General features: G+C 64.8%; 14 protein-coding genes. 8 read left to right on the forward strand and 6 right to left on the reverse strand.

Annotated elements, in window-relative coordinates; genetic code table 11:
• Nucleotides 1-156: 156 nt before the first annotated feature.
• The 4 genes from N2602_RS19765 to N2602_RS19780 all read left to right on the forward strand — a co-directional run bounded on the left by N2602_RS19765 (nt 157) and on the right by N2602_RS19780 (nt 8,105).
• Complete coding sequence (locus N2602_RS19765; RefSeq protein ID WP_260379152.1) at nt 157-2,475, forward strand: TonB-dependent siderophore receptor; 2,319 nt, start codon at nt 157-159, stop codon at nt 2,473-2,475.
• A 56-nt stretch (nt 2,476-2,531) separates the two neighbouring features.
• The gene (gene fsrB, locus N2602_RS19770) at nt 2,532-3,824 is read left to right on the forward strand and encodes a siderophore utilization protein FsrB (protein WP_260379153.1); all 1,293 of its coding nucleotides are present in this window, start codon (nt 2,532-2,534) and stop codon (nt 3,822-3,824) included.
• A gap of 87 nt (nt 3,825-3,911) precedes the next feature.
• Complete coding sequence (locus N2602_RS19775) at nt 3,912-4,739, forward strand: hypothetical protein (RefSeq protein ID WP_260379154.1); 828 nt, start codon at nt 3,912-3,914, stop codon at nt 4,737-4,739.
• A gap of 264 nt (nt 4,740-5,003) precedes the next feature.
• A complete protein-coding gene (locus tag N2602_RS19780; protein ID WP_260379155.1) occupies nt 5,004-8,105 on the forward strand; it encodes an AAA family ATPase in 3,102 nt (1,033 codons plus the stop codon).
• Nucleotides 8,106-8,133: 28 nt separating this feature from the next.
• Here the strand turns inward: N2602_RS19780 and N2602_RS19785 are convergent, their stop codons facing one another.
• The gene (locus N2602_RS19785; protein ID WP_260379156.1) at nt 8,134-11,952 is read right to left on the reverse strand and encodes a Dyp-type peroxidase domain-containing protein; all 3,819 of its coding nucleotides are present in this window, start codon (nt 11,950-11,952) and stop codon (nt 8,134-8,136) included.
• A 631-nt stretch (nt 11,953-12,583) separates the two neighbouring features.
• Between N2602_RS19785 and N2602_RS19790 the strand changes: the two genes are divergently transcribed.
• The 4 genes from N2602_RS19790 to N2602_RS19805 all read left to right on the forward strand — a co-directional run bounded on the left by N2602_RS19790 (nt 12,584) and on the right by N2602_RS19805 (nt 18,749).
• A complete protein-coding gene (locus tag N2602_RS19790; RefSeq protein WP_260379157.1) occupies nt 12,584-13,615 on the forward strand; it encodes a TRAP transporter substrate-binding protein in 1,032 nt (343 codons plus the stop codon).
• A gap of 15 nt (nt 13,616-13,630) precedes the next feature.
• The gene (locus tag N2602_RS19795) at nt 13,631-15,520 is read left to right on the forward strand and encodes a TRAP transporter large permease subunit (RefSeq protein WP_260379158.1); all 1,890 of its coding nucleotides are present in this window, start codon (nt 13,631-13,633) and stop codon (nt 15,518-15,520) included.
• A 21-nt stretch (nt 15,521-15,541) separates the two neighbouring features.
• Nucleotides 15,542-17,191: an acyl-CoA synthetase gene (locus N2602_RS19800; RefSeq protein ID WP_260379159.1), complete on the forward strand. Its 1,650-nt coding sequence runs from the start codon at nt 15,542-15,544 to the stop codon at nt 17,189-17,191.
• A 202-nt stretch (nt 17,192-17,393) separates the two neighbouring features.
• On the forward strand, nt 17,394-18,749 hold the full coding sequence (locus N2602_RS19805; protein WP_172788943.1) for an Nramp family divalent metal transporter: 1,356 nt from the start codon (nt 17,394-17,396) through the stop codon (nt 18,747-18,749).
• Between the two features lie 138 nt (nt 18,750-18,887).
• On the opposite strand, the gene N2602_RS19810 is transcribed toward N2602_RS19805, so the two are convergent.
• The 5 genes from N2602_RS19810 to tmk are packed head-to-tail and all read right to left on the reverse strand — an operon-like array spanning nt 18,888 to nt 24,221.
• Entirely contained in the window at nt 18,888-19,685 is a 798-nt protein-coding gene (locus tag N2602_RS19810) for an MBL fold metallo-hydrolase (RefSeq protein ID WP_172788942.1), read from the reverse strand.
• A gap of 13 nt (nt 19,686-19,698) precedes the next feature.
• Complete coding sequence (locus tag N2602_RS19815; RefSeq protein WP_212257076.1) at nt 19,699-20,475, reverse strand: TatD family hydrolase; 777 nt, start codon at nt 20,473-20,475, stop codon at nt 19,699-19,701.
• A 13-nt stretch (nt 20,476-20,488) separates the two neighbouring features.
• Nucleotides 20,489-22,444: a methionine--tRNA ligase gene (metG, locus tag N2602_RS19820; protein ID WP_260379160.1), complete on the reverse strand. Its 1,956-nt coding sequence runs from the start codon at nt 22,442-22,444 to the stop codon at nt 20,489-20,491.
• Between the two features lie 47 nt (nt 22,445-22,491).
• Entirely contained in the window at nt 22,492-23,538 is a 1,047-nt protein-coding gene (locus tag N2602_RS19825; protein WP_260379161.1) for a DNA polymerase III subunit delta', read from the reverse strand.
• Complete coding sequence (tmk, locus tag N2602_RS19830) at nt 23,535-24,221, reverse strand: dTMP kinase (RefSeq protein WP_260379162.1); 687 nt, start codon at nt 24,219-24,221, stop codon at nt 23,535-23,537. The genes N2602_RS19825 and tmk overlap by 4 nt, the downstream gene beginning before the upstream one ends.
• Nucleotides 24,222-24,223: the final 2 nt, after the last annotated feature.

Consider the following 24,223-nt stretch of genomic DNA (forward strand, 5'->3'; position numbering starts at 1 on the left):
TCTGCCTGGAAACATTCCAAACTGCGAAGCGCGCCTGAGCGCATTCGTCGCAGGTGCGGCGCACACGTCTGGAGAAATTCTAACGCGGTTCCTATCGCACTCGAAAACCGGCTGAGCTAGGGCGGGGCATCAAAAACGGTACCGGCGAAGCCGGCAGTGCGTGGGGCCTCGAAAGACGTGAGCGACTTTCAATTTTCTTCGCGTGGCGACACGCGTCGTCGACAGATTCAGGTGCTTTTCCTCGGGGCGGTCAGCACATTCTCTCTCGTCATTCCCTTCGCTACCGTGGAGGCGCAGACGCAAATTCCCGCGGTCACCGTCGAAGCGCCGGCGCAGCGCGCCCGTCCTGCGGCCATTGCGTCCTCGCGACGGGCGGCGGCGGCGCGAACCGCACGCGCCAATCGCAGCGGCCCGGCGCAGCAGGCTGCGCCAACGCAGTCGGCGTCATCGAATGGCGCCACAGGCGAACGCGCCAATGGTCCGGTACGCGGTTTTGTCGCCACGCGCAGCGGTACCGCGACCAAGACCGACACACCCCTGATCGAAACGCCGCAGTCGGTGTCCGTCATCACCACCGACCAGGTCAGGAACCAGGGCGCGGTCTCGATCGGCGAGGCCCTGCGCTACACCGCCGGCGTCAGCGGCGACGTCAATGGCGGCTCCGACACCCGCTTCGGCGGCCTCCAGATCCGCGGCTTCGACATGACCATGCCGGGCCTCTACGTCGACGGCTTGCGGATTCCCTCCAGCAATTACGTGCATTTCAACGGCCTCGATCCCTATGGGGCGGAGCGGCTCGAGGTGCTCAAGGGCCCGTCCTCCGCGATGTATGGCGGCAGCGGCACCGGGGGCATCCTCAATTACGTGACCAAGCTGCCGACCGCGCAGCAGTTCGGCGAGGTCTCGATCTCCGGCGGCAGCTTCAACCGCTATCAGGGCCAGTTCGACATGGGCGGCCCCGCCAACAATGAAGGCACCGTGCTGTGGCGCCTGACCGGCGTCGTGCGCGACGGCGAAACCCAGGTCGACTTCAGCAAGGACAATCGCGTCTTCATCGCGCCCGCCGTCACCTTCAAGCCGAACGAGGACACCACCATCACCTTGCTCGCCAACTACCAGAGGGATCGGGCAGGGTGGGGCCTCCAGTTCCTGCCGGCCTCGGGCACGGTGTGGCCGAACAACGGCCGCACCATCCCGGTCTCGTTCTTCGCAGGCGTGCCGAGCTTCGACGCGTTCAACACCGAGATCGCAACAATCGGCTACCAGCTCTCGCACGATTTCACCGACTACCTCACGTTCCGGCAGAACCTGCGCTACGCCTATCAGCACAACGAGGAAAAGGTGTTCTACGGCGGCGGCTATGCCGATGAAGCCGCAGGGCAGCTCGCGCGCTATGGCAGCTACAGCAACTCCTACATCAATTCCTTCGCCGTCGATAATCAGCTCCAGGGCAAGTTCACCACCGGCATTCTCAGCCACACCACGCTGGTCGGCGTCGACTACCGCAACACGTCGTTCCGCGACACCGCCTATGGCGTGACGACCTCGTCTCCGACGATCAACGTCTTCAATCCGGTGTACAGCTACGACTATGCCGTGGACGGCCTGCCGAGCGACAAGACCGGCGTCAAGCAGTCGCAGGTGGGAGTTTACGCGCAGGATCAGATCAAGCTCGGCCGGCTCTCGTTCCAGCTCGGCGGCCGCCAGGATTTCGTGACGACGCAGGTCGACAACGGCATCTTCAACACCACGGTCGCGAAGGACGCCTCGGCCTTCACCGGCCGCGCCGCCGTGATGTACAATTTCGACAACGGCATCGCGCCCTATTTCAGCTACTCGGAATCGTTTTTGCCCCTGCTCGCGACCGGATTTGGCGGACAGATGCTCAATCCCGAGACCGGCGTCCAGTACGAGGTCGGCGTCAAGTACCAGCCGATCGGCTGGAACGCGCTGCTCACCTTCGCCGCGTTCGACCTGACGCGCGACAACCTCGCTGTGTACGTGCCTGCAGCCACCTTTTACGAACAGATCGGGCAGGTGAAGTCGCGCGGCATCGAGCTCGAAGGCACGATGTCGCTCGCCGACGGCTGGAACCTGCGCGCGGCCTATGCCTATGTCGACGCCATGGTCACGCAGGATCCGGTCAACGTCGGCAAGGCGCCGGTCACCGTGCCGCTCAACCGCGCTTCGCTGTGGAGCGACTACACGCTGCAGAACGGGCCGCTCGCGGGCCTGCAGTTCGGCGGCGGCATCCGCTATGTCGGCGCGACCTGGGGCGACGACGCCAACACCTTCAAGGTGGGCGCCTCGACCGTGCTGGACGCGCTGCTGGCCTACACCCATGACAATTGGCGCCTGTCGCTGAACGTGACCAACCTTGCCGACACGCGCTACGTCGCTGCGTGCTACAGCCTCGCGGGCTGCTTCTATGCCGAGGGACGCAAGGCGATCGGCAAGCTGACTTATCGCTGGTGAAATCAAAGACGGTCCGGCACCCGGGGGCCGGACCCGCTGGATGAGAGTGGAAGACGATGAGAGCGATATTCGGCAGGCTGCATCGCTGGGCTGGACTGCTCACGGCCGGATTCCTGTTCTTCTCCGGCATCACCGGCGCGATCATCTCCTGGGATCACGAGATCGACGACGTCCTGAACAGCCATCTGTTCGATGTCTCGACGAAGGGGCCGGCCATTCCCTCGCTCGAGCTCGCCAAGATGATCGAGCAGCGTGATCCCCGCGCGCGCGTCGTCTACCTCTTCATGACGCCGGAGCAGGGCCACTCGCTGTGGTTCTTCGTCATGCCGCGGATCGATCCCGCGACGGGCAAGCGCTACCCGCTCAACTACAATCAGGTCTTCCTCGATCCCAACACCGGCGCGGAGCTTGGCCGGCGCTATTGGGGGGCGGTGTGGCCCGTCACGCGGGAAAATTTCGTCTCGTTTCTCTACAAGCTGCACTACACGATGCACATTCCGGAATTCTGGGGCAGCGACCGCTGGGGCATGCGCGTGCTCGGCATCATTGCCATCATCTGGACCATCGATTGCTTCGTCGGCTTCTACCTGACACTACCTTCGCGCCGGCGCGCCAAGGCGGCGCGGGCGCCCGAGGTCGCGCGCCAGCTCGAGCGCGGCTTCTGGGCGCGCTGGGCGCCGGCCTGGACCATCAAGACCTCAGGGAGCGCCTACCGGATCAACTTCGACATTCACCGCGCGTTCAGCCTGTGGACCTGGGGCGTGCTGTTCATCATCGCCTTCACGGCGTTCTCGCTGAACCTCTATTTTGAGGTGTTCTCGCCGCTGATGAAGATGGTGTCGAACTACACCCCGACTCCCTATGAGCAGCGGCCGTATCGCGATCTCGACGATCCCATCGAGCCCAAGGTCACCTTCGCCGACATCGCCGCGCGCGCCGCGGCCGACGGCAAGGCGCGTGGATGGACGGTCCCGGTCGGGTCGATCAATTACGGCCCGGCCCATGGCGTCTATGCCGCCGCCTTCTTCCACCCCGGCGACGATCACGGCGCCGGCGGCGTCGGCCCGGCGCAGCTCTATTACGACAGCGAGGACGGCCGTCCCATCGGCGAGCGACTGCCCTGGGTCGGCACCGCCGCCGACATCTTCGTGCAGGCGCAGTTTCCGCTGCATTCGGGCCGCATCGTCGGATTGTTCGGGCGCATCCTGATCTCGGTGATGGGCCTCGTGGTCGCCGCGCTCTCGGTCACCGGCGTCGTGATCTGGTGGCGCAAGCGCCGCGCCCGGGTTCGCGTGCGCGAGACCGCGGCCCTGCGGCTGAACCGGCAGCAACTCACGCCGGCAGAGTAGGGCACCCGCGTTCTGCCAGCGGATGAACCTTCGCACCCGGCGTCGGCACAAAGATGGGAAATCGCTCTCCAGTCTTCCGGAATTGCAATGAGATTGCTTGCCTTGCTCTGCCTGCTCGTCCTGGCCGCGCCTGCCCGTGCTGCCGCGCCCGAGCAGCACTATCTCGACCTGCGCGACCGCTACATCGCAAAATTCTCCAGCGCCAAGGAGAGCGACGAGATCTACAAGCAGCATGATGCGGCCCTGAAGGAGCTGGCCGGCGTGCTGCGCGGCCTGGTCGGTCCGGTCGCGATCAAGGGACTGCCGGCCGAGGGCAAGTCGAACGTCGATACGCTGTTCAAGAGCGACATCGGCTTCGGCCATCTCGACGGGCTGAGCTTCGCTTCCGAAGGCGACAAGATGCAGGCCGTGGTGACCACGACCGGGCTGCTCAGGCACTGGCTGGGCGAGCATCGCGAGGACGGCATGCCGCAGGAGAGCGGCGCAGCGTTGAAATCCGACCGCTTCTATTATTATGCGATCCAGGACGCCGCCTTCGCGATCTATGCGGAGCTGCCGATCACCAGGCCGGCAAAGGCAAGCGCCGCAGCCGCTGTGCTCGGCGTGCGCGGCAATGGCGACCTCAAGGGTCCCCCGGACGAAATCGACGTCGTCGCGATCCAGGGCGACAAGGTCTATTTCCTCGCGGCAAGGGAGGTCGTGAAGACCGCCCCGATTCCGGCCTGCGAGAAGGTCTGGAAGCAGATGATGGCAAAGCCCGTCGACAAGAAGGATCCGCGCGGCGAGATGACCCGCGAAGACAAGGCGATGACCGCCTTCACTTCGTGCTTCGCCAAGGAAGCCCCGAGCCAGAGCTGGTATGCGGCCGCCGTCAAGAAGGCGCAGAGCCAGTTGGAGCGGCTGCCGCTTCCCTAGAACGCCAGCTCAAGATCCTCCACCTTGATACTCCGCCTTGGCCTGTGCCGGCGAGGCGGCCGACGCGCCGTCCGGCAAAGGGCAAGACATGAGATTTTTGAGCAAGTTAGACCGATAAGCGCCGTGTTCTGCGGATGCAATCCGCGAGCTTCCACTTGCGGGTTAGGCGAGATACTATGGCCTTTTGTCATACTTGCTGCATCCGGTCTGGCACCAGCTGGGGACCGTTCTTGCGGTTCGTCAACGATTTGGCTGCGATTGACGATGAGTACGCAAACCCGCGATCCAAAAGGCGAACGTCATCGATTGACGGTGCTGTTCTCTGACCTTGTGGGGTCCACGGCCCTGGGCAGAGATGTCGAGTCCGAGCACCTTTCCGAGCTCCTCAGCCAATTGCGGCAGATCTGGCATCGCGCGGTGGCGAAGCACGGCGGTCACATCATCAGAACACAGGGAGACGGTGCCCTCGCTATTTTCGGCCATCCCCAGTCGGGCGAGGACGACGGTCGTCGTGCTGCGGAAGCAGCGCTCGATATTCACCAATGGGTCGGGCAGCTGCGCCACGATGGCGTGTCGCCGGCGCTGATGCCGCTGCGAATGCATTCGGGTATCCATGCCGGCACCGTGCTCCTGACCCAAGGCGACATCGAGTCCGGCCGGTATGACCTGATCGGCGATGTCGTAAACACGGCGGCGCACCTGTCGCGTCACGCCGGTCCGGATCAGATCCTCGCCAGCCTCGATGCCCTTGGGCCGCACGCCAACTTCTTCGAGCTCGGTGCCCACCTCCCATCGGGAGGGATTTCCGGAATGCCGCAGGCGAGGCTGGTGCTGAGACGAAGCACGGCGACCCGACGCTTCGAGGCAACCTCGCGCCGCGGCTTGACACCCTTCATCGGTCGCAACGAGGTATTCGGCTTCCTGACACGCTTTCTGAGCGAGGCACCTCCGCCCGCGCAACGCTGCACGGTCGTCGTGGGCGGCCCCGGCCTCGGCAAGACACGCCTTCTGGAAGAAGTGCTGGAGCACGTCGGCACCGAGCGCTTCAGGCTGCTGCGGGGCAGTTGCGAGAGTTATGTCGGTGCCGAGGTTCTGCAACCGTTCCTGCAAATGCTGCGCTCCGCACTCGGAATAGGCCCGGATGCTTCCATCGTTGAGGCCAAGGAGACCGCGCGCACGGCTCTGGAGCCATGGGCCGCCCAGCTCGGCCCGCATGCAGAATCGATCCTCGCTCTGGCGTCGGCCGGCGCCGATGCGCGCGGCGGCCGCATCACCGTCGACGGCGTCGTCGGCGATCTCCTCGCGTTCTTCACCGGCGTGTCGGCGCAAGGCCCGCTGGTGCTGGTGATCGACGATTGGCAATGGTCCGACGATGCAAGCCGCCAATTGCTCCAGGCCTTGCTGGAATTGCCCAACGGACCTCGTGTCATCCTCGCCAGCCGGCCGCGCGAGGACGGCACCGAATGGATTTCAGGCGCGCCGCACCTGCTCCTCGAACCGTTTCAGGGGCCGGAAACCGACCTTGCCGTACGCCGCTGGGTGCCGCAGGCCGATCCGTTCCTCGTCGCCCGCATCCACGCCTACGCGGGCGGAGTGCCGTTGTTCATCGAAGAGCTCTGCCATTCCGTCGCCGCCAACGATCCTGCTTCATTCGAAGCGCGCAGCAAACAGGGCTGGATCGCAACACTGGTCGCCTCGCGCCTGGCACGCCTGCCGTCCGATGAGGCAAAGGTGGTCCGCGCCGCGGCCGTCATCGGCAACACCGTGCCGCACCGCTTGCTGGTTTCGGCCTGCGGCAGCGAACCCGACCCGGCCATCGTGCGGGCATTGGCCGATGCGGACTTTCTCTATGCCGATCCAGGGGGCGACGTCCTGCGCTTCAAGCACGGCATCACGCGCGACGCGGTCTACGACAGCATTAGCCTGCACGAGCGTCAGGCATTGCACAAGCGGATCGAAGCCACCTTGCTGGCGCGGTCCGAGCAGGCTGATCGCGAGGATGCGATGGAAGCTCTGGCCTACCATTCGCGAGGCGCAGGTCATTGGGAAAGCGCAGCCCGCTATGCCGAACGCGCCGGCGACAAGGCCATGGCTGCATTCGCGCTCGATCGTGCCAGTGCGCAGTATCAGGTTGCCATGCAAGCGCTGGATCGCGTGCCGGATCGCTCGCGCGAGCAATCGCTGCGCTGGTGCTTGCTGGCCAACAAGCTGGGTATGGCCAACATCTTCGACCCGCTGTCGCTGACCGACGATACCTCCGTGTTCGAACGCGCGGTTGCGATCGCGTCCTCCCTCGGCGAGACCGCCGCGATGGCCAGCGCCTATGAATGGCTCGGCTACATGTGCTACGGGTTCGGCCGTTTCCGGGAAGCTGTGACGCACACGCGGACGGCACTGGAATTGGCGCGCAAGCTCGGTGATCATCGCTTGATCGCCCAGATCGAAGCAACGCTCGGGCAGATTCTGGCCGCAAGCTGTCAGTACGACGAAGCCATCGCCCTGATCGACGCTGCCATTTCGACCAAGCAGCAGCGCACCCGGCGGCACGGCGCGATATCCTTCGGAGCGGCCTACGCGCTGTCGTGCAAGGGCGGCATCCTCGCCGATCGCGGCGATTTCGACGGCGCCCACGCATGTTTCCGCGAAGCCATGGCTCTGGTCGAAGGCTCGACCCATCCGGTCGTCAATTCCGTACGCAACTGGATTGCGGTCGCGCTGAACTGGCAGGGCCGCTGGCGCGAGGCGGAGCAGCTTGCCGTCGAAGGCGCGCGCATCGCCGAGAACACCCGCAGTCTGCTGCTGCTGGCGGATTGCCGGGCCGCCTCCGGATTTGCCCGCTGGTCGGCGACCGCCGACGCCGATGGCTTGCTGCAGCTGCGCAACGCCGCGGAATGGATGGAGCGGCGCAACTTTCAATTCTACACGTCGGTTCAATATAGCTGGCTCGTCGAGGCGGCGACGGCCGAAGGCGACGTCGAGACGGCACGGCGGTATGCCGCCCATGTCCTGCGCCGGGCGCGCGAAGGCGAGCGGCTGGGCGAGGCGGCGGCGTGCCGCTCGCTGGCGAGGCTCGCAGCCCGGCGCCAGGATCTCGGCCTCAGCGAACGCTGGTTGCAGCGGGCCGAGGCCTCCGCAGGCTGGCGCGGTTCGCTGCGCGATGCGGCCCTGAACCTGGCCCTGCGCGGCGAGCTTCTCGCGGGGCAGGGGCAGGGCGAGGCGGCCCGCCAGACCATTATGGAGGCCGCCGAGAAACTGCAGGCGCTCGGCATGCACTGGCATGCGGAGCAGACGATCCGGCTCTTCATCGGCACACCCGTCGTCTACGCCAACGATCAACTCGGTCGTGCTCAGCCTTGCGCCGTCTAGTCGCTGCGCCGCCTGTCCTGAAACGGCTCTAGCGCGGAGCTGGACTCGGCGGCGCGGGAACCCTTCCGTCCATCGTCAGGCTCATTGGAATGGGGCCGGCCCGCAAGGGTAGCGGCGTCTCCACCAATGCGCTGAAGAAACCCAGCATCACTGCCAATGCCGGATCTGCCCCGGGACATGAATGCGTGGGATGCCCCGCGACCCTGCGGTTGCCGCCGAAGGCGTGATAGAGATCCTGACGACCTTCGGCGAGATTTTGCTGGGTGGCGGAGACCGCGCCCGCGACGATGACGTCTCCCGGCCTGACCTCGACACCTCCGATGGTTTGCGAAACGACGGCTGTCCGCCAGATCAGTTCGGGCACCGCGCGAAGCTGCATCGCGGGGATGAAGTCGTCTCTCAGCCGGTTGAGGGCGTCCATGTAGTTCTTTGCCTCCGTGCCGGCATAGCGAGCGCGCAACGCCCACAGCGTTCCTTCGCGCAGCCATTCGTTCAGTATCCTGCGCAGGTTGCCGTCGACGGTCGGAATGAAGCCCATCATGGCGCCGGCGATGGTACGTGCCACGAACGGAATGTCGCCGGTGCCTCGCGGCGAATTATAAACCGCCTTCGTCACGGGTCCGCTCGTCGGCCCGAACTGCGTCAGGAAACTCTCCATGGCGCGGCGCGCAGCGTCGCCATGTGCCGCGCCGATCGCCTCCACCGTCGTGTTCGGGTGGGGCTGGAAGATGTAGCGCGAAGGGGAGAGGAAATGGCCGGGATAACCGGGCGGCTCGCCTGGCTTCCAATCCCAGCGATAGCCGATGCGGCGGAAATGCCCCCCGTCTTCGCTCAACCCGAACCACGCTTCGCAGAAGGCGGCGAGCAGCGGATCCACCAATTCGTGCACGTCGACGGTCAGTTCCCAGCTCGCTTCGCCGTCGCTAGCGGCATAGTCAATCATCTGCTTGACCATGAAGCCCAGCACCTTCTGTGTGATTGCGCGCGCCAGCTCGAATGCGGCGGGTTGGTCGAGGGCCATGATCGCAGCGTTGCAGGCTGCGGATTCCTGCTCATAGACCTGGTCGGGCTGTCCGGCGTCGCGGCCAAGATAGAGGATGCCGAACGACCGCAGCATGCGGGGAAGGTAGCCGGTGATGGTCAGCTTGGTGTCGGAATCGGCAAAGACCTGGTAGACCATGTCGCGGTCGGCGACCAAGACACCGAAGGGCGTGCGGAGCGCGCCGCCGTGGCGCTCGCGGATCGCAGCCCAGATCGACGCGTTGACGAAATGCGAGGCCGAATCCGGATCTTCGAGCGCCGTCTTCCATGCGGCCATCGCCGCGGCTTCGCCCTGCCGGCTCTCGATCAGGCGTAGACGCGCGATCTCCTTTTCCCCCTGATCGACGCTCCACGTCACCACCGGTTTGTGCCCCTGGCTCGCCGCCCATTGCTGAAGATCGGCAAGCGCCTTCTTGGATGGCGCGAAGAAATACGCTCCCCATTCCAGACGCACGAACGGACGGGGTTCGTCGTGGAGCCGGTCCGAGCCGTCCAGCGCCACGCGAATGGTTTGGCCTCCATGCTCGAAACGGAAATGTCGGAGCCGGCCAGGCTCGGCGAGGCCGAGGAAAGGATCGCTTACCCCCGAGGACGACCCCGAGCTGTTGCCGCCGGCCAGCCAGCTCTGCACCACCTCGAACTGCTCACCGAGGCTGGCATTGTAGGCCATGAAGACCAGGCCGCGTTCTGGTTGCGGAGCGGATTTGGCGGCTTGCGCGTCGACGGGCGGACCGTAGGACATGCCGCGTCTGACGATCCGTGGGGGCCTGGCGCCGGCATCCGCCTTGGTGATCGAGAGGCGCGGATTGGCGCGCCGTATGTGCGCGTGAAATGGGCACAGTTGGGCCTGCGGATCGGCGTCGTAGTTGAAGTCGTTGTAGCCTTTGTCAGGGGGCGGAGTAGGGGTCAGGGGTTGGCCGGCCTGGGGATGGCCCGTCGGCCAGCGTCCCATCATCTTGGCCATCAACATCTCGCGCGTCAGGGCAGGTGCGTCCGGTCCGGCCGTCTCGGTCGCCTGTCGCGTCGCGCGGCACAGGACGTCCTCGAGCTGCTCGACATCCTGTCGCAGCTTGCGCAGCGCCATGAAGCTGCCGTCGCGGAGCATTGCGTGAGCACGATTGGTGGCGTCGCCGAGCGGCGCGGTCTCGTCGGCGAGGTTGGGGTAGCCGCACAGAATCTCGCCAAGATGCACCCGATTGGAATAGACCTCGCCGGCCTCGCTCGCGTCCAGCACCGGGTTCGAACTGCCATCGGCGAAACCAAAATGGTCCTTCATGTTCTCAGAGGACCCAACACGTTGCCGCTGCATCCACTGAATCGACAGCGGCCTGACGCCTGGATCCACCTCGACCAGGCGGTTCATTTCGGCCATCAACGGTTTTCTCGCATCCGCCGCCGTCTGCGGGTCCTTGTTCGGGTCCTTGGTCAGCAGGCGAAGCTGAAGGACGGCATGGACGGAGCTCATGCTGATGCGCGGCGCCGGGGCGCCTTCGGGCAGGTCCGGCGCGTTGATCCCGAGCGCCCAGTTGCTGGCCGGAAGGCGCCATCGCTGGGGATGATTCCAGCGCACGTCGCCGAGCAGGCCGGCGCGTCTTTCCATGCCCTGCACAAACTCTTCCGGCAGTGTGCGCACCTCTTCGTCCGACAGGCCGGCCTGACGCAGCCCCTCGACCGTGAATGCGATGTTGGTGACGATCTGCCCCGGTGTCAGAACGTCGGCTGCGGACGTCACCTGCAGGACGTCGAGAAACGCCGCCAGCGCGGCCGGATTGGCGAACTGCAACAGCAGCAGGCAGCCGTGATCCGAAGCGGGGTAGGCCGAGAGAATCCCGCCTTGCACGTTGCAGCGATCCTGCAACGGCGATTGGGGCGGCAGGGCGAGCGGCAGCTTTTGTCGCACCGGCGCCACGTCGGGTGGGGTCATCAACCAGTGCAGCGCTTCTTCATAGCGCCGGCTGGCGCGCTTGACGCCTTCCGCATAGGCGGGGGTGTTGATCATGGTGACGAATTCCGGCAGCAGCTCGTGGGCGGCCCGATGCAGAACCACTCCGTCGTGCGTGCCCGGCGGATAGAAGTCGGCCAGACGGTAGAGCCCCGCCAGCGCAAGGATGCCGTGGCGAAAGGCGGGCCGGCCGGCCGCTTCGGGAGTGAGCGTTTCGCTGAAGCCGGCATTGGTCGGATCGACGCCCTGGAATACCGAGCCTCGCGCGATCTCTTCCGGCGACGGAATCCTCATCCGCGTGACGATCTGATCGGCACCTGCGCCCGAGGCGCGCCGATAGACCCGCTCCTCCATGCGCAGGAAGCGCGTGTCGTCCACGGTCAGGTCGGGGGTGGCATAAAGGAAATAGGCTTCGGTCTGCCTGCTCTTGAGCCAGATACCCCAGTTCTCGTAGGTGTTCTCGTGCCCGAGCACGTAGCCCTCGGTATTGCAGAAGATGAGGTCGAGCAGCCGGGCGGCCTTCTGCCAGATGACGCGGACATAGGCTTCCCAGGAGCCGTCGAACGTCGCGGTCAGCAGCACGTAGTCCACGGCATCGACGGAATCGTCCTCGGGTTCGAGCACGGCGATGCCTACCGAGTGGATCCGTCCGACGCGATCCACGGAATCGGACAGCACGCGGGCGAGCTCGCATTCATACGCGTTGGCGCGTCCGCTATTCAGCGCCCGCAATACATATTTGACCCGGGTCTTGTACGTGGTCGCATCCAGGGAGGGCACGAACCCCTTCTTGATCGGAGCCATCACCCTGAAATCGGACGTGCCGGCCATGCTGCCGGTCTTGATGGTCAAATCACGACGCATGTCTCTGGCTCCCCCGGGTCGCACGCGGGCTGGAGGCGCCTTCGCGCCTGGGCCCGGCAACCGAAACGTGTTTCGTTATGCAACGCTATTAGGAATAGTGCGGCTCTCGGCCGTTCAATTGTATGAACTGGCCCACACTCTTCGAACTTTCGGGCGCGGCGCGCAGGCGGAAGTTTCGCCGGGGCAATGCGATCAGCTAGCCTGCGAGAGCGGCATAGGTTTGAGCCCGGGAAGGGGCCGCAATCGCTCGCGCGCGAGCTAGCGGTGCAGCTCACAGGCCGTGCAGACAGCGGTCGGCATCCATATCCCTGATTCGCATAAGGTATATTATGGAATATTTTTATCTACAATCCGATCAATAGTTTAGCCAAAACTCCTCCAACGGTATCTCCACTTGAGCGCTGGTTGCGGCCTGCGCCTCGACCGTCGCCTGAGCTCGTGTCGGCTACTGTGCATGGGGGTTGTTTTTGCAGATTTGAAATCGGGTCTCCTGTGCCGAAAGCCGATATTGCCGTGACCTTGTCCGGCTGCAATAAGCGAGGCTTCCGCGAGATCGCAGATGACCTTAGGGCGACCGTCCGTATAGGTTTGCATCTCAGAACAACAACAAACCTTCCGAGGAAGCAGACCCATGGTCTTTTCGACGCGCTTTTCCCGACGCACGCTTCTCAAGGCCTCCGCCGCGACCGCGGTCCTGGGCGGCATCGGTGCGCCCCATGTGGCCCGTGCCCAGAGCGCCGAGTTCACCTACAAGTACGCCAATAACCTGCCCGACACCCATCCGCTCAACGTCCGCGCCAAGGAGATGGCGGCGGCGATCAAGACCGAGACAGGTGGCAAGTTCGACCTGCAGATCTTCCCGAACAACCAGCTCGGCTCGGACACCGACATGCTGAGCCAGATCCGCTCCGGCGGCGTCGAGTTCTTCACGCTGTCGGGCCTGATCCTGTCGACCCTGGTGCCGGCAGCGTCGATCAACGGCATCGGCTTCGCGTTCCCGGACTACGATACGGTCTGGAAGGCCATGGACGGCGATCTCGGCGCCCATGTCCGCGGCGAGATCAAGAAGGCCGGTCTCGAGGTCATGGACAAGATCTGGGACAACGGCTTCCGCCAGACCACGTCCTCGACCAAGCCGATCACCGGGCCTGACGACCTCAAGGGCTTCAAGATCCGGGTGCCGGTGTCGCCGCTGTGGACCTCGATGTTCAAGGCGTTCGATGCCGCACCGGCCTCGATCAATTTCAGCGAAGTCTATTCGGCGCTGCAGACCAAGATCGTCGAGGGCCAGGAGAACCCGCTGGCCATCATCTCGACCGCCAAGCTCTACGAGGTGCAGAAATACTGCTCGCTGACCAACCACATGTGGGACGGCTTCTGGTTCCTGGCCAACCGCAGAGCCTGGGAAAAGCTGCCGCAGGACGTGCGCACCGTGGTCGCCAAGAACATCAATGCCGCCGCGGTCAAGGAGCGCGAGGATACCGCCAAGCTCAACGCCAACCTGCAGCAGGAGCTCGCCGGCAAGGGCCTGGCGTTCAACCAGCCGGCCGTGGCGCCGTTCCGCGACAAGCTGCGCTCTGCCGGCTTCTATGCCGAATGGAAAGGCAAGTATGGCGATCAGGCCTGGGAGCTCCTGGAGAAGGCCGTCGGCAAGCTGTCGTAACGCGTTGGGTCCGTTATGGCTCACGTCGAGATCGAGGTGACCGAAGTGGTGGGCGAGGTGACGTTGCAGTCCCCTCGCCGACCTTCGCTGCTGACTTCGCTCGAGCGCGTGCTCGGTCTCGTCGTCGAAATCCCGGCGGCGACCCTGGTCGTCGCCGAGATCGTGATCCTGTTTGCCGGTGTGGTCGCGCGCTACGGCCTGCACCGGCCGCTGATCTGGTCGGACGAGCTCGCCTCGATCCTGTTCCTGTGGCTCGCGATGCTCGGCGCGGCGGTCGCATTCCGCCGCTCCGAGCATATGCGCATGACCGCGATCGTCGCCAGCGCCAGGCCGGCGATGCGGGCCTATCTCGATCTGGTCGCGACCTCGGCCGCGCTGGCATTCCTGGCGCTGATCGTCTGGCCGTCCTGCGACTATGCCTACGAAGAGAGCTACATCACCACGCCGGCGCTGCAGATCTCCAACATGTGGCGCGCCGCGGCGCTGCCGGCCGGCATCGGGCTGATGGCGGCCTTTGCCTTGCTGCGGCTGCTGCGCGCCGCCGACCACCGTGTGGTGGCAGCCGCCGTGCTGTCGGTTGCGATCGTGATCGGCCTGTTCTGGCTGGCGGAGCCGCTCCTGCGCCCGCTCGGCAATCTCAACCTCGTCATCTTCTTCGTCGGCGTCGCCGGCTTCTGCGTTTTTGCCGGCGTTCCCATTGCGTTCGGCTTTGGCCTCGCGATCTTCGGCTATCTCGCGCTGACCACGCGCACGCCCGTCATGGTGCTGATCGGGCGGATGGACGAGGGCATGAGCCACCTCATCCTGCTTTCCGTGCCGCTGTTCGTGTTCCTCGGGCTGCTGATCGAGATGACCGGCATGGCGCGGGCCATGGTGGCGTTCCTGGCGAGCCTGCTCGGCCACATCAGGGGCGGCCTGCATTACGTGCTGGTCGGCGCGATGTACCTGGTCTCAGGCATTTCCGGCGCCAAGGCGGCCGACATGGCCGCTGTCGCGCCCGTGCTGTTTCCCGAGATGAAGCAGCGTGGCGCCAAGCCCGGCGACCTCGTCGCGCTGCTGGCGGCGACGGGCGCCCAGACCGAGACGATTCCGCCGAGCCTCGTACTGATCACGATCGGCTCGGTCACGGGTGTGTCGATCGCCGCCCTCTTCACCGGCGGCCTCCTGCCCGGCGTCGTGCTCGCGGTCACGCTCTGCATGCTGGTGTGGTGGCGCTACCGCCACGAGGACATGAGCCATGTCCGCCGTGCCACGGGATCCGAGATCGGCAAGACCTTCGTCATCGCCCTACCCGCGCTCGCGCTGCCCTTCGTGATCCGCTATGCCGTGGTCGAGGGCATCGCGACCGCCACCGAGGTCTCGACCATCGGCATCGTCTATGGCGCGCTCGTCGGCCTCCTGGTCTACCGCCGCTTCGACTGGCGGCGGCTGTTTCCGATGCTGGTCGAGACCGCCGCACTGTCGGGCGCGATCCTCCTGATCATCGGCACGGCGACCGGCATGGCCTGGGGCCTGACGCAGTCCGGCTTCTCGCGCTCGCTGGCTGCGGCCATGACGGGTTTGCCGGGTGGAGCTGCGACCTTCATTGCCGTGTCCATCCTGGCCTTCACCGTCCTCGGCAGCGTGCTGGAGGGCATTCCGGCCATCGTGCTGTTCGGGCCGCTGTTGTTCCCGATCGCCCGCGCCGTCGGCGTGCACGAGGTGCACTATGCCATGGTGATCATTCTGGCCATGGGTATCGGGCTATTCGCCCCGCCGTTCGGTGTCGGCTATTATGCCGCCTGCGCCATCGGACGCGTCGATCCGGCCGAAGGCATCAAGCCGATCTGGGGCTATCTGCTGGCGCTGCTGGTGGGATTGATCATCGTCGCGATCTTCCCCTGGATCTCGATCGGATTTCTTTGACGCGGTTTAAGGAGGGTGTCGATGAGTGAGCGACCGAACCCGTACAATATCGGCCTCGACAAGACGCAAGCCAATTATGTGCCGCTGAGCCCGCTCAGCTTCCTCGCGCGCAGCGCCGCCGTCTATCCCGATCACGTCAGCACGGTCTATGAAGGCCGCAGCTTCACCTGGGCGCAGACCTATGAGCGCTGCCGGCGCTTTGCGTCCTGGCTCGCAGGCAAGGGCATCGGCGTCGGCGACACGGTCGCGGCGATGCTGCCGAACATTCCCGCGATGAACGAGGCGCACTTCGCCGTGCCCATGACGGGCGCGGCGCTCAACGCGCTCAACATCCGCCTCGATGCGCCTTCGATCGCGTTCCAGCTCGACCATGGCGGCGCGAAAATCATCCTGGTCGATCCCGAGTTTTCAGGCGTCATCAGCGACGCGCTGGCGAAGATGACCGGCCCCACGCCGTTGGTGATCGACGTCGACGATGCATCGTTCAAGGGCGGCAAGCGCATCGGCGAGATCGAATATGAGACGGCGGTCGCCGAAGGCGATCCAGGCTTCGCGCCGATCACGCCACGCGATGAATGGGACGCGATCGCACTGAGCTACACCTCGGGCACGACGGGCAATCCCAAGGGCGTCGTCACCCACCATCGCGGCGCCTATCTGAACGCCGTCAGCAACATCCTCGCAGGCAATCTCGGCCAGCATCCGGTCTATCTCTGGACCCTGCCGATGTTCCACTGCAACGGCTGGTGCTTTCCGTGGACCATCGCGGCCGCCGCCGGCATCAATGTCTGCCTGCGCAAGGTCGAGCCGACAAAGATATTCGAGCTGATCAAGAGCCAGGGCGTGACCCATATGTGCGGCGCGCCGATCGTCTACAACACGCTGATCAACGCCCCCGATGCGCCCAAAGGCAATGCCGCCCGCCGCGTCGTCGGCCTGATCGCGGGCGCTGCGCCGCCGGTCGCCGTGCTGGAAGGCGCCGAAAGCATCGGCATCAAGCTGACGCATGTCTACGGCCTGACCGAGGTCTACGGCCCCGCCTCCGTCTGCGCCGAGCAGCCGGGCTGGGACGAGCTCCCTCCCGCCGAGCGCGCCCGCATGAAGCGCCGGCAGGGCGTGCCCTACCCGCTCGAGGAAGCCGTCACTGTGATCAATCCGCAGACCATGCTGGAGGTGCCGCGCGACGGCGAGACCATCGGCGAGGTCATGTTCCGCGGCAACATCGTGATGAAGGGTTACCTCAAGAACGAGAAGGCGACCAAGGAAGCATTCGAAGGCGGCTGGTTTCACACCGGCGATCTCGGCGTGCTCGACGAGCACGGCTACGTCATCATCAAGGACCGCTCCAAGGACATCATCATCTCCGGCGGCGAGAACATCTCCTCCGTCGAGGTCGAGGACGTCCTCTACAAGCACCCGGCGGTGCTGTTCGCCGCCGTGGTGGCAAAGCCCGATCCGAAATGGGGTGAAGTACCTTGCGCCTTCGTCGAGCTGAAGGACGGCGCGAGCGCAACCGAGGCCGAGATCATTGCGTTCTGCCGAACGCACATGAGCGGCTTCAAGACGCCGAAGGCGGTCGTGTTTGGGCCGATCCCGAAGACGTCCACCGGCAAGATCCAGAAATTCCTGCTGCGTAACCAGGTGGACTCCGCGAAGGCGATCTCAGCGTGAGCTTCTCGCGGCCTCACAAAGGGATCTGAAAGTCTCCGCCCGCGCGATGATTGTGCGCAGGACACGTCGGAGACGCATTCCCGCCGCAGCCCGAGGCAGGCTTCGACCGCCTCGGGTAGCATCCTTATCGACAGCCACACCAGGGCTCCCGCTTGCAAGTGAGCCTGACGACTGAAACGCGTGTAGCGGAGGAACCTCCCGCATGCGGGACCATTGGTGTTCGACCTTTCCCGAACCACGCTCGGAATGCACGTTGCCAAAGGCTGAGAACGACGGCGAACAATCTGAAGCTCCCTCCCCAAACCCGAAGCGACGTGGTCTCGCGCGCTCGCTCGGGCTAGGTGTGGTCACCGGAGCCGCTGACGACGATTGCTCGGCCATAGGAACCTATGCGAGCGCCGGAGCGCAATTTGGAACATCGCTGTTGTGGACTGCCCCCATCACGTTTCCAATGATGTTCGCGGTCGTCTACCTCTCCTCCAAGCTCGGGCAGGTCAGCGGCAAGGGGCTGTTTCACGTCATCAAAGATCACTATTCAAGCTGGGTCCTCTGGCCGACGCTGATAGGTGTGCTGGTTGGGAACACCATCGAAGCGGCCGCGGATCTCGGAGGCATGGCAGCAGCGCTCGGACTGTTCGTTCCGTTGCCTGCTCCGGTCATCGTGTCCGGCGTCGCCCTCGCGATTCTCGCGCTTCAGGTTTGGGGTTCGTACGAGACCATCCGCAACATTTTCAGATGGCTCGCCCTGGTGCTGTTTGCCTATGTCGGTTCGGCCCTTCTCGCCAAGCCGGACCCGTGGGAGGTGCTGCGCGGCACCTTGGTTCCGACCGTGCAATTCTCAGGCGAATTTCTCTCGATCCTCGTTGCGATTATCGGCACGAGCCTGTCGGCGTACCTCTACACCTGGCAATCCAATGTCGAGGTCGAGGAGAAGATTCAGCAGGGACGCACCACGCTGGAGGAGCGGCGCGGAACGACGCAGGGCGATTTGCGCCGATCGCGCAATGATATCCTGACCGGAATGCTGTTCTCCAACATCATCATGTATTTCATCATCCTTTCGACCGGCGCCACCCTTCACAAGGCGGGCCAAACCAATATCGACACGGCGGCACAGGCCGCCGAAGCCTTGCGCCCGATCGCCGGGGACACAGCAGGCATCCTGTTCGCGGTCGGAATTATCGCAGTCGGCTTCCTCGCTGTGCCGATCATGACCACCGGCGCGGCCTACGATCTCTGTCAGGTGATAGGCTGGAAGAGCAGCCTGCACGCGCGTCCCAAGGAGGCCAAGAAATTCTATGCAGTGATCGCCGGTTTTACGCTGGTTGCGGTTGTCCTGAATTTTCTTGGCTTCAATCCCATGCGCGCGCTGGTCTATTCCGGGATCGTACAGGGCTTTTCGACCCCACCGCTGCTGTTGTTCATCCTGTTGATGACAAACAACCGCAAGATCATGGGTGATAAAGTCAACACCCTGCCGCTCAACATCCTCTCGTGGATCACGGTGGGCGCAATCTTCGCGGCGACGGCGGGCCTCGTCGCTTCCTGGTTCATCTAGTCTGGGCTAAGCGCGATCGGATCGGGATGGATCCTTACCGCGCCTTACCTCATGGCTCGCGCATGGTCGTTTCGTAAATCGCTGCACCCTTGCCCGGATCATGCTTTAACGTTTCACTGACCAGAATTCTTGCTCGCCTCAGTGCGTCTCCAGCCGCAGCCCGTCATAGGCCGGCACCACGCCAGGGGGCAGCGACTGCCGGATGACCTCGTAGTCGACATCGGCGGTCATGTTGGTGATGACCGCACGCTTCGGCTTGAAGCGCTCGATCCAGGACAGCGCATCGTTGATGCTGAAATGGCTGACATGGCTGGTATAGCGCAGGCCGTCGACGATCCAGAGATCGAGATTCTCCAGCGCGCCCCAGCTCTCGCGCGGGATATCATTGAGATCCGGCGTATAGGCCGCATTCCCGATGCGGTAGCCGAGCGCGGGAATGTTGCCGTGCTGCACCAGAAACGCAGTCATCGTCACGGCGCCGCCCTTCCCCAGAATGGTCTGGCTTTCGCCCGCCTCGATCGAATGCCGGGTCAGGATCGGCGGATAATCGCTGCCCTCGGGCGAGATGAAGCAATACGAGAACCGCGACAGGATGTCCTTGGCGGTCGACTGGTTGAAATAGGTCGGAATGCGCCGGCGCATGTGCATGACGACCGACCGCAGATCATCCATGCCGTGAGTCTGGTCGGCATGCTCGTGCGTCAGGAACACCGCATCGATGTGGTCGACATTGGTCGAGAGCAATTGCTCGCGCAGGTCCGGCGAGGTGTCGATCACGATGCGTGTCGTGCCGTGCTCGGACGTCCGTTCGACCAGCAGCGAGCAGCGGCGACGGCGGTTCTTGGGATTGTTGGGATCACAGGCGCCCCAGCCGAGCGCCGGGCGCGGCACGCCGGCGGAGGAGCCGCAGCCCAGAATCGTCAGCGTCAGCGTCATGCGGCTCCCAGTCTCAAGCTTTCACCTTCGAGAACAGGCGGAAGAAATTTTCGCTGGTCTGGCGCGCAACCTCGTCAAGCGACACGCCGCGCGTCTCGGCGAGTACTTTTGCGACCTCGACCACGTAGGCCGGCTCATTGCGCTTGCCCCGAAACTTGCCGGGCGCAAGATAGGGCGAGTCTGTTTCAACCAGAATACGGTCGGGCGGCAGTTCGGCTGCGAGCGCGCGCAATGCCTCCGATTTTTTGAAGGTCAGGATTCCCGTGAAACCGATATAGAGCCCGAGCGACACCGCCTTCAGCGCCAGCTCGCGCCCGCCCGTGTAACAATGCAGCACGGCGCGAAACGATCCCTTTGCCGCCTCCTCTTCCAGAATGCGCGCGCAGTCCTCGTCGGCCTCGCGGGTATGGATCACCAGCGGCAGGCCGGTGGCACGGGCGGCGGCGATGTGGGCGCGAAAGCCCCTCGCCTGCGCTTCCGGCGAGCCGTTGTCGTAGAAATAATCGAGCCCGGCTTCACCGAGCGCGACGACCTTGGGATGCTGGGTCAACGCAATCAGCTCGTCCGGCGCGATGCCGTCCTCCTCGTCCGCATGATGCGGATGGGTGCCGACCGAGCAATAGACGTCGTCATAGCGCTCGGCGATGGCGAGCAAGTCCTTTAGCCGCCGCACCCGCGTCGAGATCGTGACCATGCGTGCGATGCCGGCGGCTCGCGCCCGCGACACGATCCCGTCGAGATCTTCCGCAAAGTCCGGAAAATCCAGATGGCAATGACTGTCGACCAGCATCGTGCGAGCGCCTTCAGGCCGCCGGCTCAATGTAGCGCGGAAACGCCGGCGTCGGCGCCGGCAGCGTCGAATCGGGCGCGATGCGCTTTGCGCCGCCGAGCATGGCGAAGTTGCGCTCGGCTTCGGGGATACCGAGGCTGTCGAGCAGCTTGCCGGAGGCGGTCGGCATCGCTGGCTGAGCCAGGATCGCGATCTGGCGCACGACTTCGGCGGTGACGTAGAGCACCGTCTTCTGCCTGGCGGGATCGGTCTTGGCGAGCGCCCACGGCGCCTCGCCCGCAAAATAGCGGTTGGCCTCCGCGACCACGGCCCAGACGGCGTTGAGCCATTGATGGATCTGCTGCGTCGCCATGGCCTCGCGGGACGCTGCAATCATGCCGTCGGCCATCGAAAGGATCGCCTTGTCGTTGTCGCTGAACTCGCCCGGCTCAGGCAGCACGCCGCCGAGCTGCTTTGCGATCATCGACAGCGAGCGCTGTGCGAGGTTGCCGAGATCGTTGGCGAGATCGGCATTGATGCGCGCCACGATGGCCTCGTGATTGTAGTTGCCGTCCTGGCCGAACGGCACCTCGCGCAGGAAGAAGTAGCGCATCTGGTCGACGCCGTACTGCTCGGCCAGGTTGAAGGGATCGACGACGTTGCCGACCGACTTCGACATCTTCTCGCCCCTGTTGAACAGGAAGCCGTGGGCATAGACCCGCTTCGGCAGCGGAATGCCGGCCGAGAGCAGGAAGGCGGGCCAGTACACCGCATGGAAGCGGATGATGTCCTTGCCGATGATGTGCACATCGGCCGGCCAGTAGCGCCAGTTCTTGTCGCTCTCGTCGGGGAAGCCGACGCCGGTGATGTAGTTGGTCAGCGCGTCGACCCAGACATACATCACATGCTCTTCGTCGCCGGGCACCTTCACGCCCCAATCGAACGTGGTGCGCGAGATCGAGAGATCGCGCAGGCCGCCCTTGACGAAGCTCACCACCTCGTTCTTGCGGGAATCCGGCCCGATGAAATCGGGGTGGTCCGCATAGAGCTTGAGCAGCTTGTCCTGGTAGGCCGACAGGCGGAAGAAATAGCTCTTCTCCTCCACCCATTCCACCGGCGTGCCCTGTGGTCCGAGCCGCACGCCGTCGTCGTTCACGCGCGTCTCGTCCTCGGCGTAATAGGCCTCGTCGCGGACCGAGTACCAGCCCGAATAGGTGTCGGCGTAGATGTCGCCGCTCGCTTCCATGCGCCGCCAGATCTCCTGGCTGGAGCGATGGTGCTGCTCCTCGGTGGTGCGAATGAAGCGGTCGAACGACACGTCCAGGCGCTCGTCCATCTCCTTGAAGCGGCCGGCATTACGCGTCGCGAGCGCGGCAGCGGACATGCCTTCGTTCGCCGCCGTCTGGATCATCTTCTGACCGTGCTCGTCGGTGCCGGTCAGGAAGAACACATCCTTGCCGTCGAGGCGCGCAAAGCGCGCCAGCGTGTCGGTCGCAATCGCCTCATAGGCATGGCCGATATGCGGGCTGCCGTTGGGATAAGCGATCGCGGTTGTGATGTAGAAGACGTTGTCGCGCGCGACCGCGGGCGCGGCAACTTGCGGCGAAGTGACGGGCTTTGGCGCACGCGGGGCCTTTGGCTTCGTCGGCTTTGGCTTCACAGGCGTGACGACGGGAGCCGGCGCGGCGGCCACGGCAGGCGCAGTCGCCTCTTTCGCGACCTTCTTCGCCGGAGCCTTGGCCGGCCGCTTGGCAGCCTTCTTTACCGCCTTCTTGGCGACGACCTGCTTCTTCGCGGCCTTCTTGCCCGCCTTCTTTGCTGCGCCCTTCTTCACGCTCTTCTTGACGGCACCCTTCTTGGTCTTTTTGACCTTCTTGGCGGCTTTGCTCGCGCGCGCCTTCACGGCCTTTTTCGCGGCTTTCTTGACGGCCTTCTTCGTAGACTTCTTGCCGCTCTTGCGTTTGACGGATTTCTTAGCTCGCGTTGCCACCACGAATTCCTTTACCGGCTTCTCGAATTTTGGAAACGGCTCGGCGCTTAGCGCGTTGCGTCCGCCAGCCAGCCAAACACCGAGAAAACCAAGGGCTTGCGCTCCAGATTGTAGGTTTCGGTGTCGCGCGCGGCGCGGACGATCTTTTCCCATACCTCAGCTAGCCGCGCAAGGCGCGGCAGGTTCTGGTTGGCATTGGCCTCATCCGCATGCAGGCGCTCCGCAATCCAGCGGTCGATGCCGTCGATGAAGGCCGCAAGCGCCACGCGGTCGCTGGTGCCAAGCGAATCGCCGAGCGTGTGCAATTCGCGCGGGTCGACCTGCGGCAGGCGCGCGAGCAGCGCCGCCGTGCGCTGCTGAAGTTTCAGGGCGTCGCCACCGAGCAACGTCAGCGCCCGTGCGACGCTGCCCTCGGAGGCCTCGGCCGCCTCGCGCAGCGCGGCATCGTTCGGATCGAGCCCGGCCGCTGAAGCCGCAGCGTCGATCACCTCGTTCGTGGCGAGCGGCCGCAGGCGCAGCTTGCGGCAGCGCGACTGAATCGTGGCGAGCACCCGCGCGGGCGCGTGGCTGACCAGCAGGAACAGTGATTGCTGCGGCGGCTCCTCGAGAATTTTCAGAAGCGCGTTGGCCGCGTTTGGATTGAGTTCGTCGACGGTGTCGACGATGCAAACGCGCCAGCCTTCGGCCGCCGCGGTCGATCCGAAGAAACCGATCGTCTCGCGCGTCTCGTCCACGGTGATCACGGTGCGCATCACGCCGCGCTCGTTGGCGGTGCGCTCGAGCGTCAGCAGGCCACCATGTGAGCCGGCCGCCACCTGCCGCGCCACGGCGTCGTCGGGACCGATCGCAAGGCTCTCGGCGCGCTGCACGGCCGGCGCCAACGGCTGCGCATGGGCGAGCACGAAGCGCGCCATCCGATAAGCCAGCGTGGCCTTGCCGATCCCCTGCGGCCCGCCGATCAGCCAGGCATGCGGAATGCGCCCGCTGCGATAGGCATCGAGCAGCGCAGCCTCCGCCTCGCGATGGCCGAACAGCTGCGAGGTCTCGCGCGGATGCGGTATGGCGGTTTCCCGCTCGGCCTGACGCGGACTCATACCGACACCACTGACGCAGGCGTTGGCAGCAGACGCTCCCGCAGCGCTGTCCAGACCCGCGCGGCAACCGTGTCCGGATCGGAATTGGCGTCGATCAGCACGCAGCGCGCCGGATCCTCCGCCGCGATCCTGCGATAGGCCTCGCGCAAGTCCTCGTGGAAGCTGAGCTTCTCGGCCTCGAACCGGTCAGGCGTACTGCTGCCGCGGCGCGCGGCGGCGCGTTGCAAGCCAATCTCGACCGGCAAGTCGAGGATGATGGTGAGGTCCGGCTTGAGATCGCCGATGGTGACCCGCTGCATGGCGTTGATCAGGCCCTCAGGTACGCGGCCCAGGCTGCCCTGATAGGCCCGCGTCGAGTCGGCGAAGCGGTCGCACAGCACCCAGACGCCCTGGCTCAATGCCGGCTGAATCACGGTGTGGACATGATCATCGCGCGCGGCGGCAAACAGCAGCGTCTCGGCTTCGGGACCGAGCAGCTTGCCCATGCCCGACAGCACCAGATGGCGCATGATCTCGGCGCCCGGCGAGCCGCCCGGCTCACGCGTGACCCGGATGCGAAGCTTGGCCGCCGTGAGGCGATCGGCGAGCTTCTTGATCTGGGTCGACTTGCCCGTGCCCTCGCCGCCTTCAAAGGTGACGAAGCGTCCCCGTCCGGACGGCCGCTGTGCAGCACTCTCACTCATGA

Source organism: Bradyrhizobium sp. NC92 (assembly GCF_025200865.1).
GTDB lineage: Bacteria > Pseudomonadota > Alphaproteobacteria > Rhizobiales > Xanthobacteraceae > Bradyrhizobium.

Bases quoted from the DNA above. Each gene is read 5' to 3' on its own strand.
- N2602_RS19795 (WP_260379158.1), top strand. From the start codon at position 13,631: ATGGCTCACGTCGAGATCGAGGTGACCGAAGTGGTGGGCGAGGTGACG.
- N2602_RS19780 (WP_260379155.1), top strand. From the start codon at position 5,004: ATGAGTACGCAAACCCGCGATCCAAAAGGCGAACGTCATCGATTGACG.
- N2602_RS19775 (WP_260379154.1), top strand. From the start codon at position 3,912: ATGAGATTGCTTGCCTTGCTCTGCCTGCTCGTCCTGGCCGCGCCTGCC.
- tmk (WP_260379162.1), bottom strand. From the start codon at position 24,221: ATGAGTGAGAGTGCTGCACAGCGGCCGTCCGGACGGGGACGCTTCGTC.
- fsrB (WP_260379153.1), top strand. From the start codon at position 2,532: ATGAGAGCGATATTCGGCAGGCTGCATCGCTGGGCTGGACTGCTCACG.
- N2602_RS19800 (WP_260379159.1), top strand. From the start codon at position 15,542: ATGAGTGAGCGACCGAACCCGTACAATATCGGCCTCGACAAGACGCAA.
- N2602_RS19825 (WP_260379161.1), bottom strand. From the start codon at position 23,538: ATGAGTCCGCGTCAGGCCGAGCGGGAAACCGCCATACCGCATCCGCGC.
- N2602_RS19805 (WP_172788943.1), top strand. From the start codon at position 17,394: ATGCGGGACCATTGGTGTTCGACCTTTCCCGAACCACGCTCGGAATGC.
- N2602_RS19810 (WP_172788942.1), bottom strand. From the start codon at position 19,685: ATGACGCTGACGCTGACGATTCTGGGCTGCGGCTCCTCCGCCGGCGTG.
- N2602_RS19790 (WP_260379157.1), top strand. From the start codon at position 12,584: ATGGTCTTTTCGACGCGCTTTTCCCGACGCACGCTTCTCAAGGCCTCC.
- N2602_RS19815 (WP_212257076.1), bottom strand. From the start codon at position 20,475: ATGCTGGTCGACAGTCATTGCCATCTGGATTTTCCGGACTTTGCGGAA.
- N2602_RS19785 (WP_260379156.1), bottom strand. From the start codon at position 11,952: ATGCGTCGTGATTTGACCATCAAGACCGGCAGCATGGCCGGCACGTCC.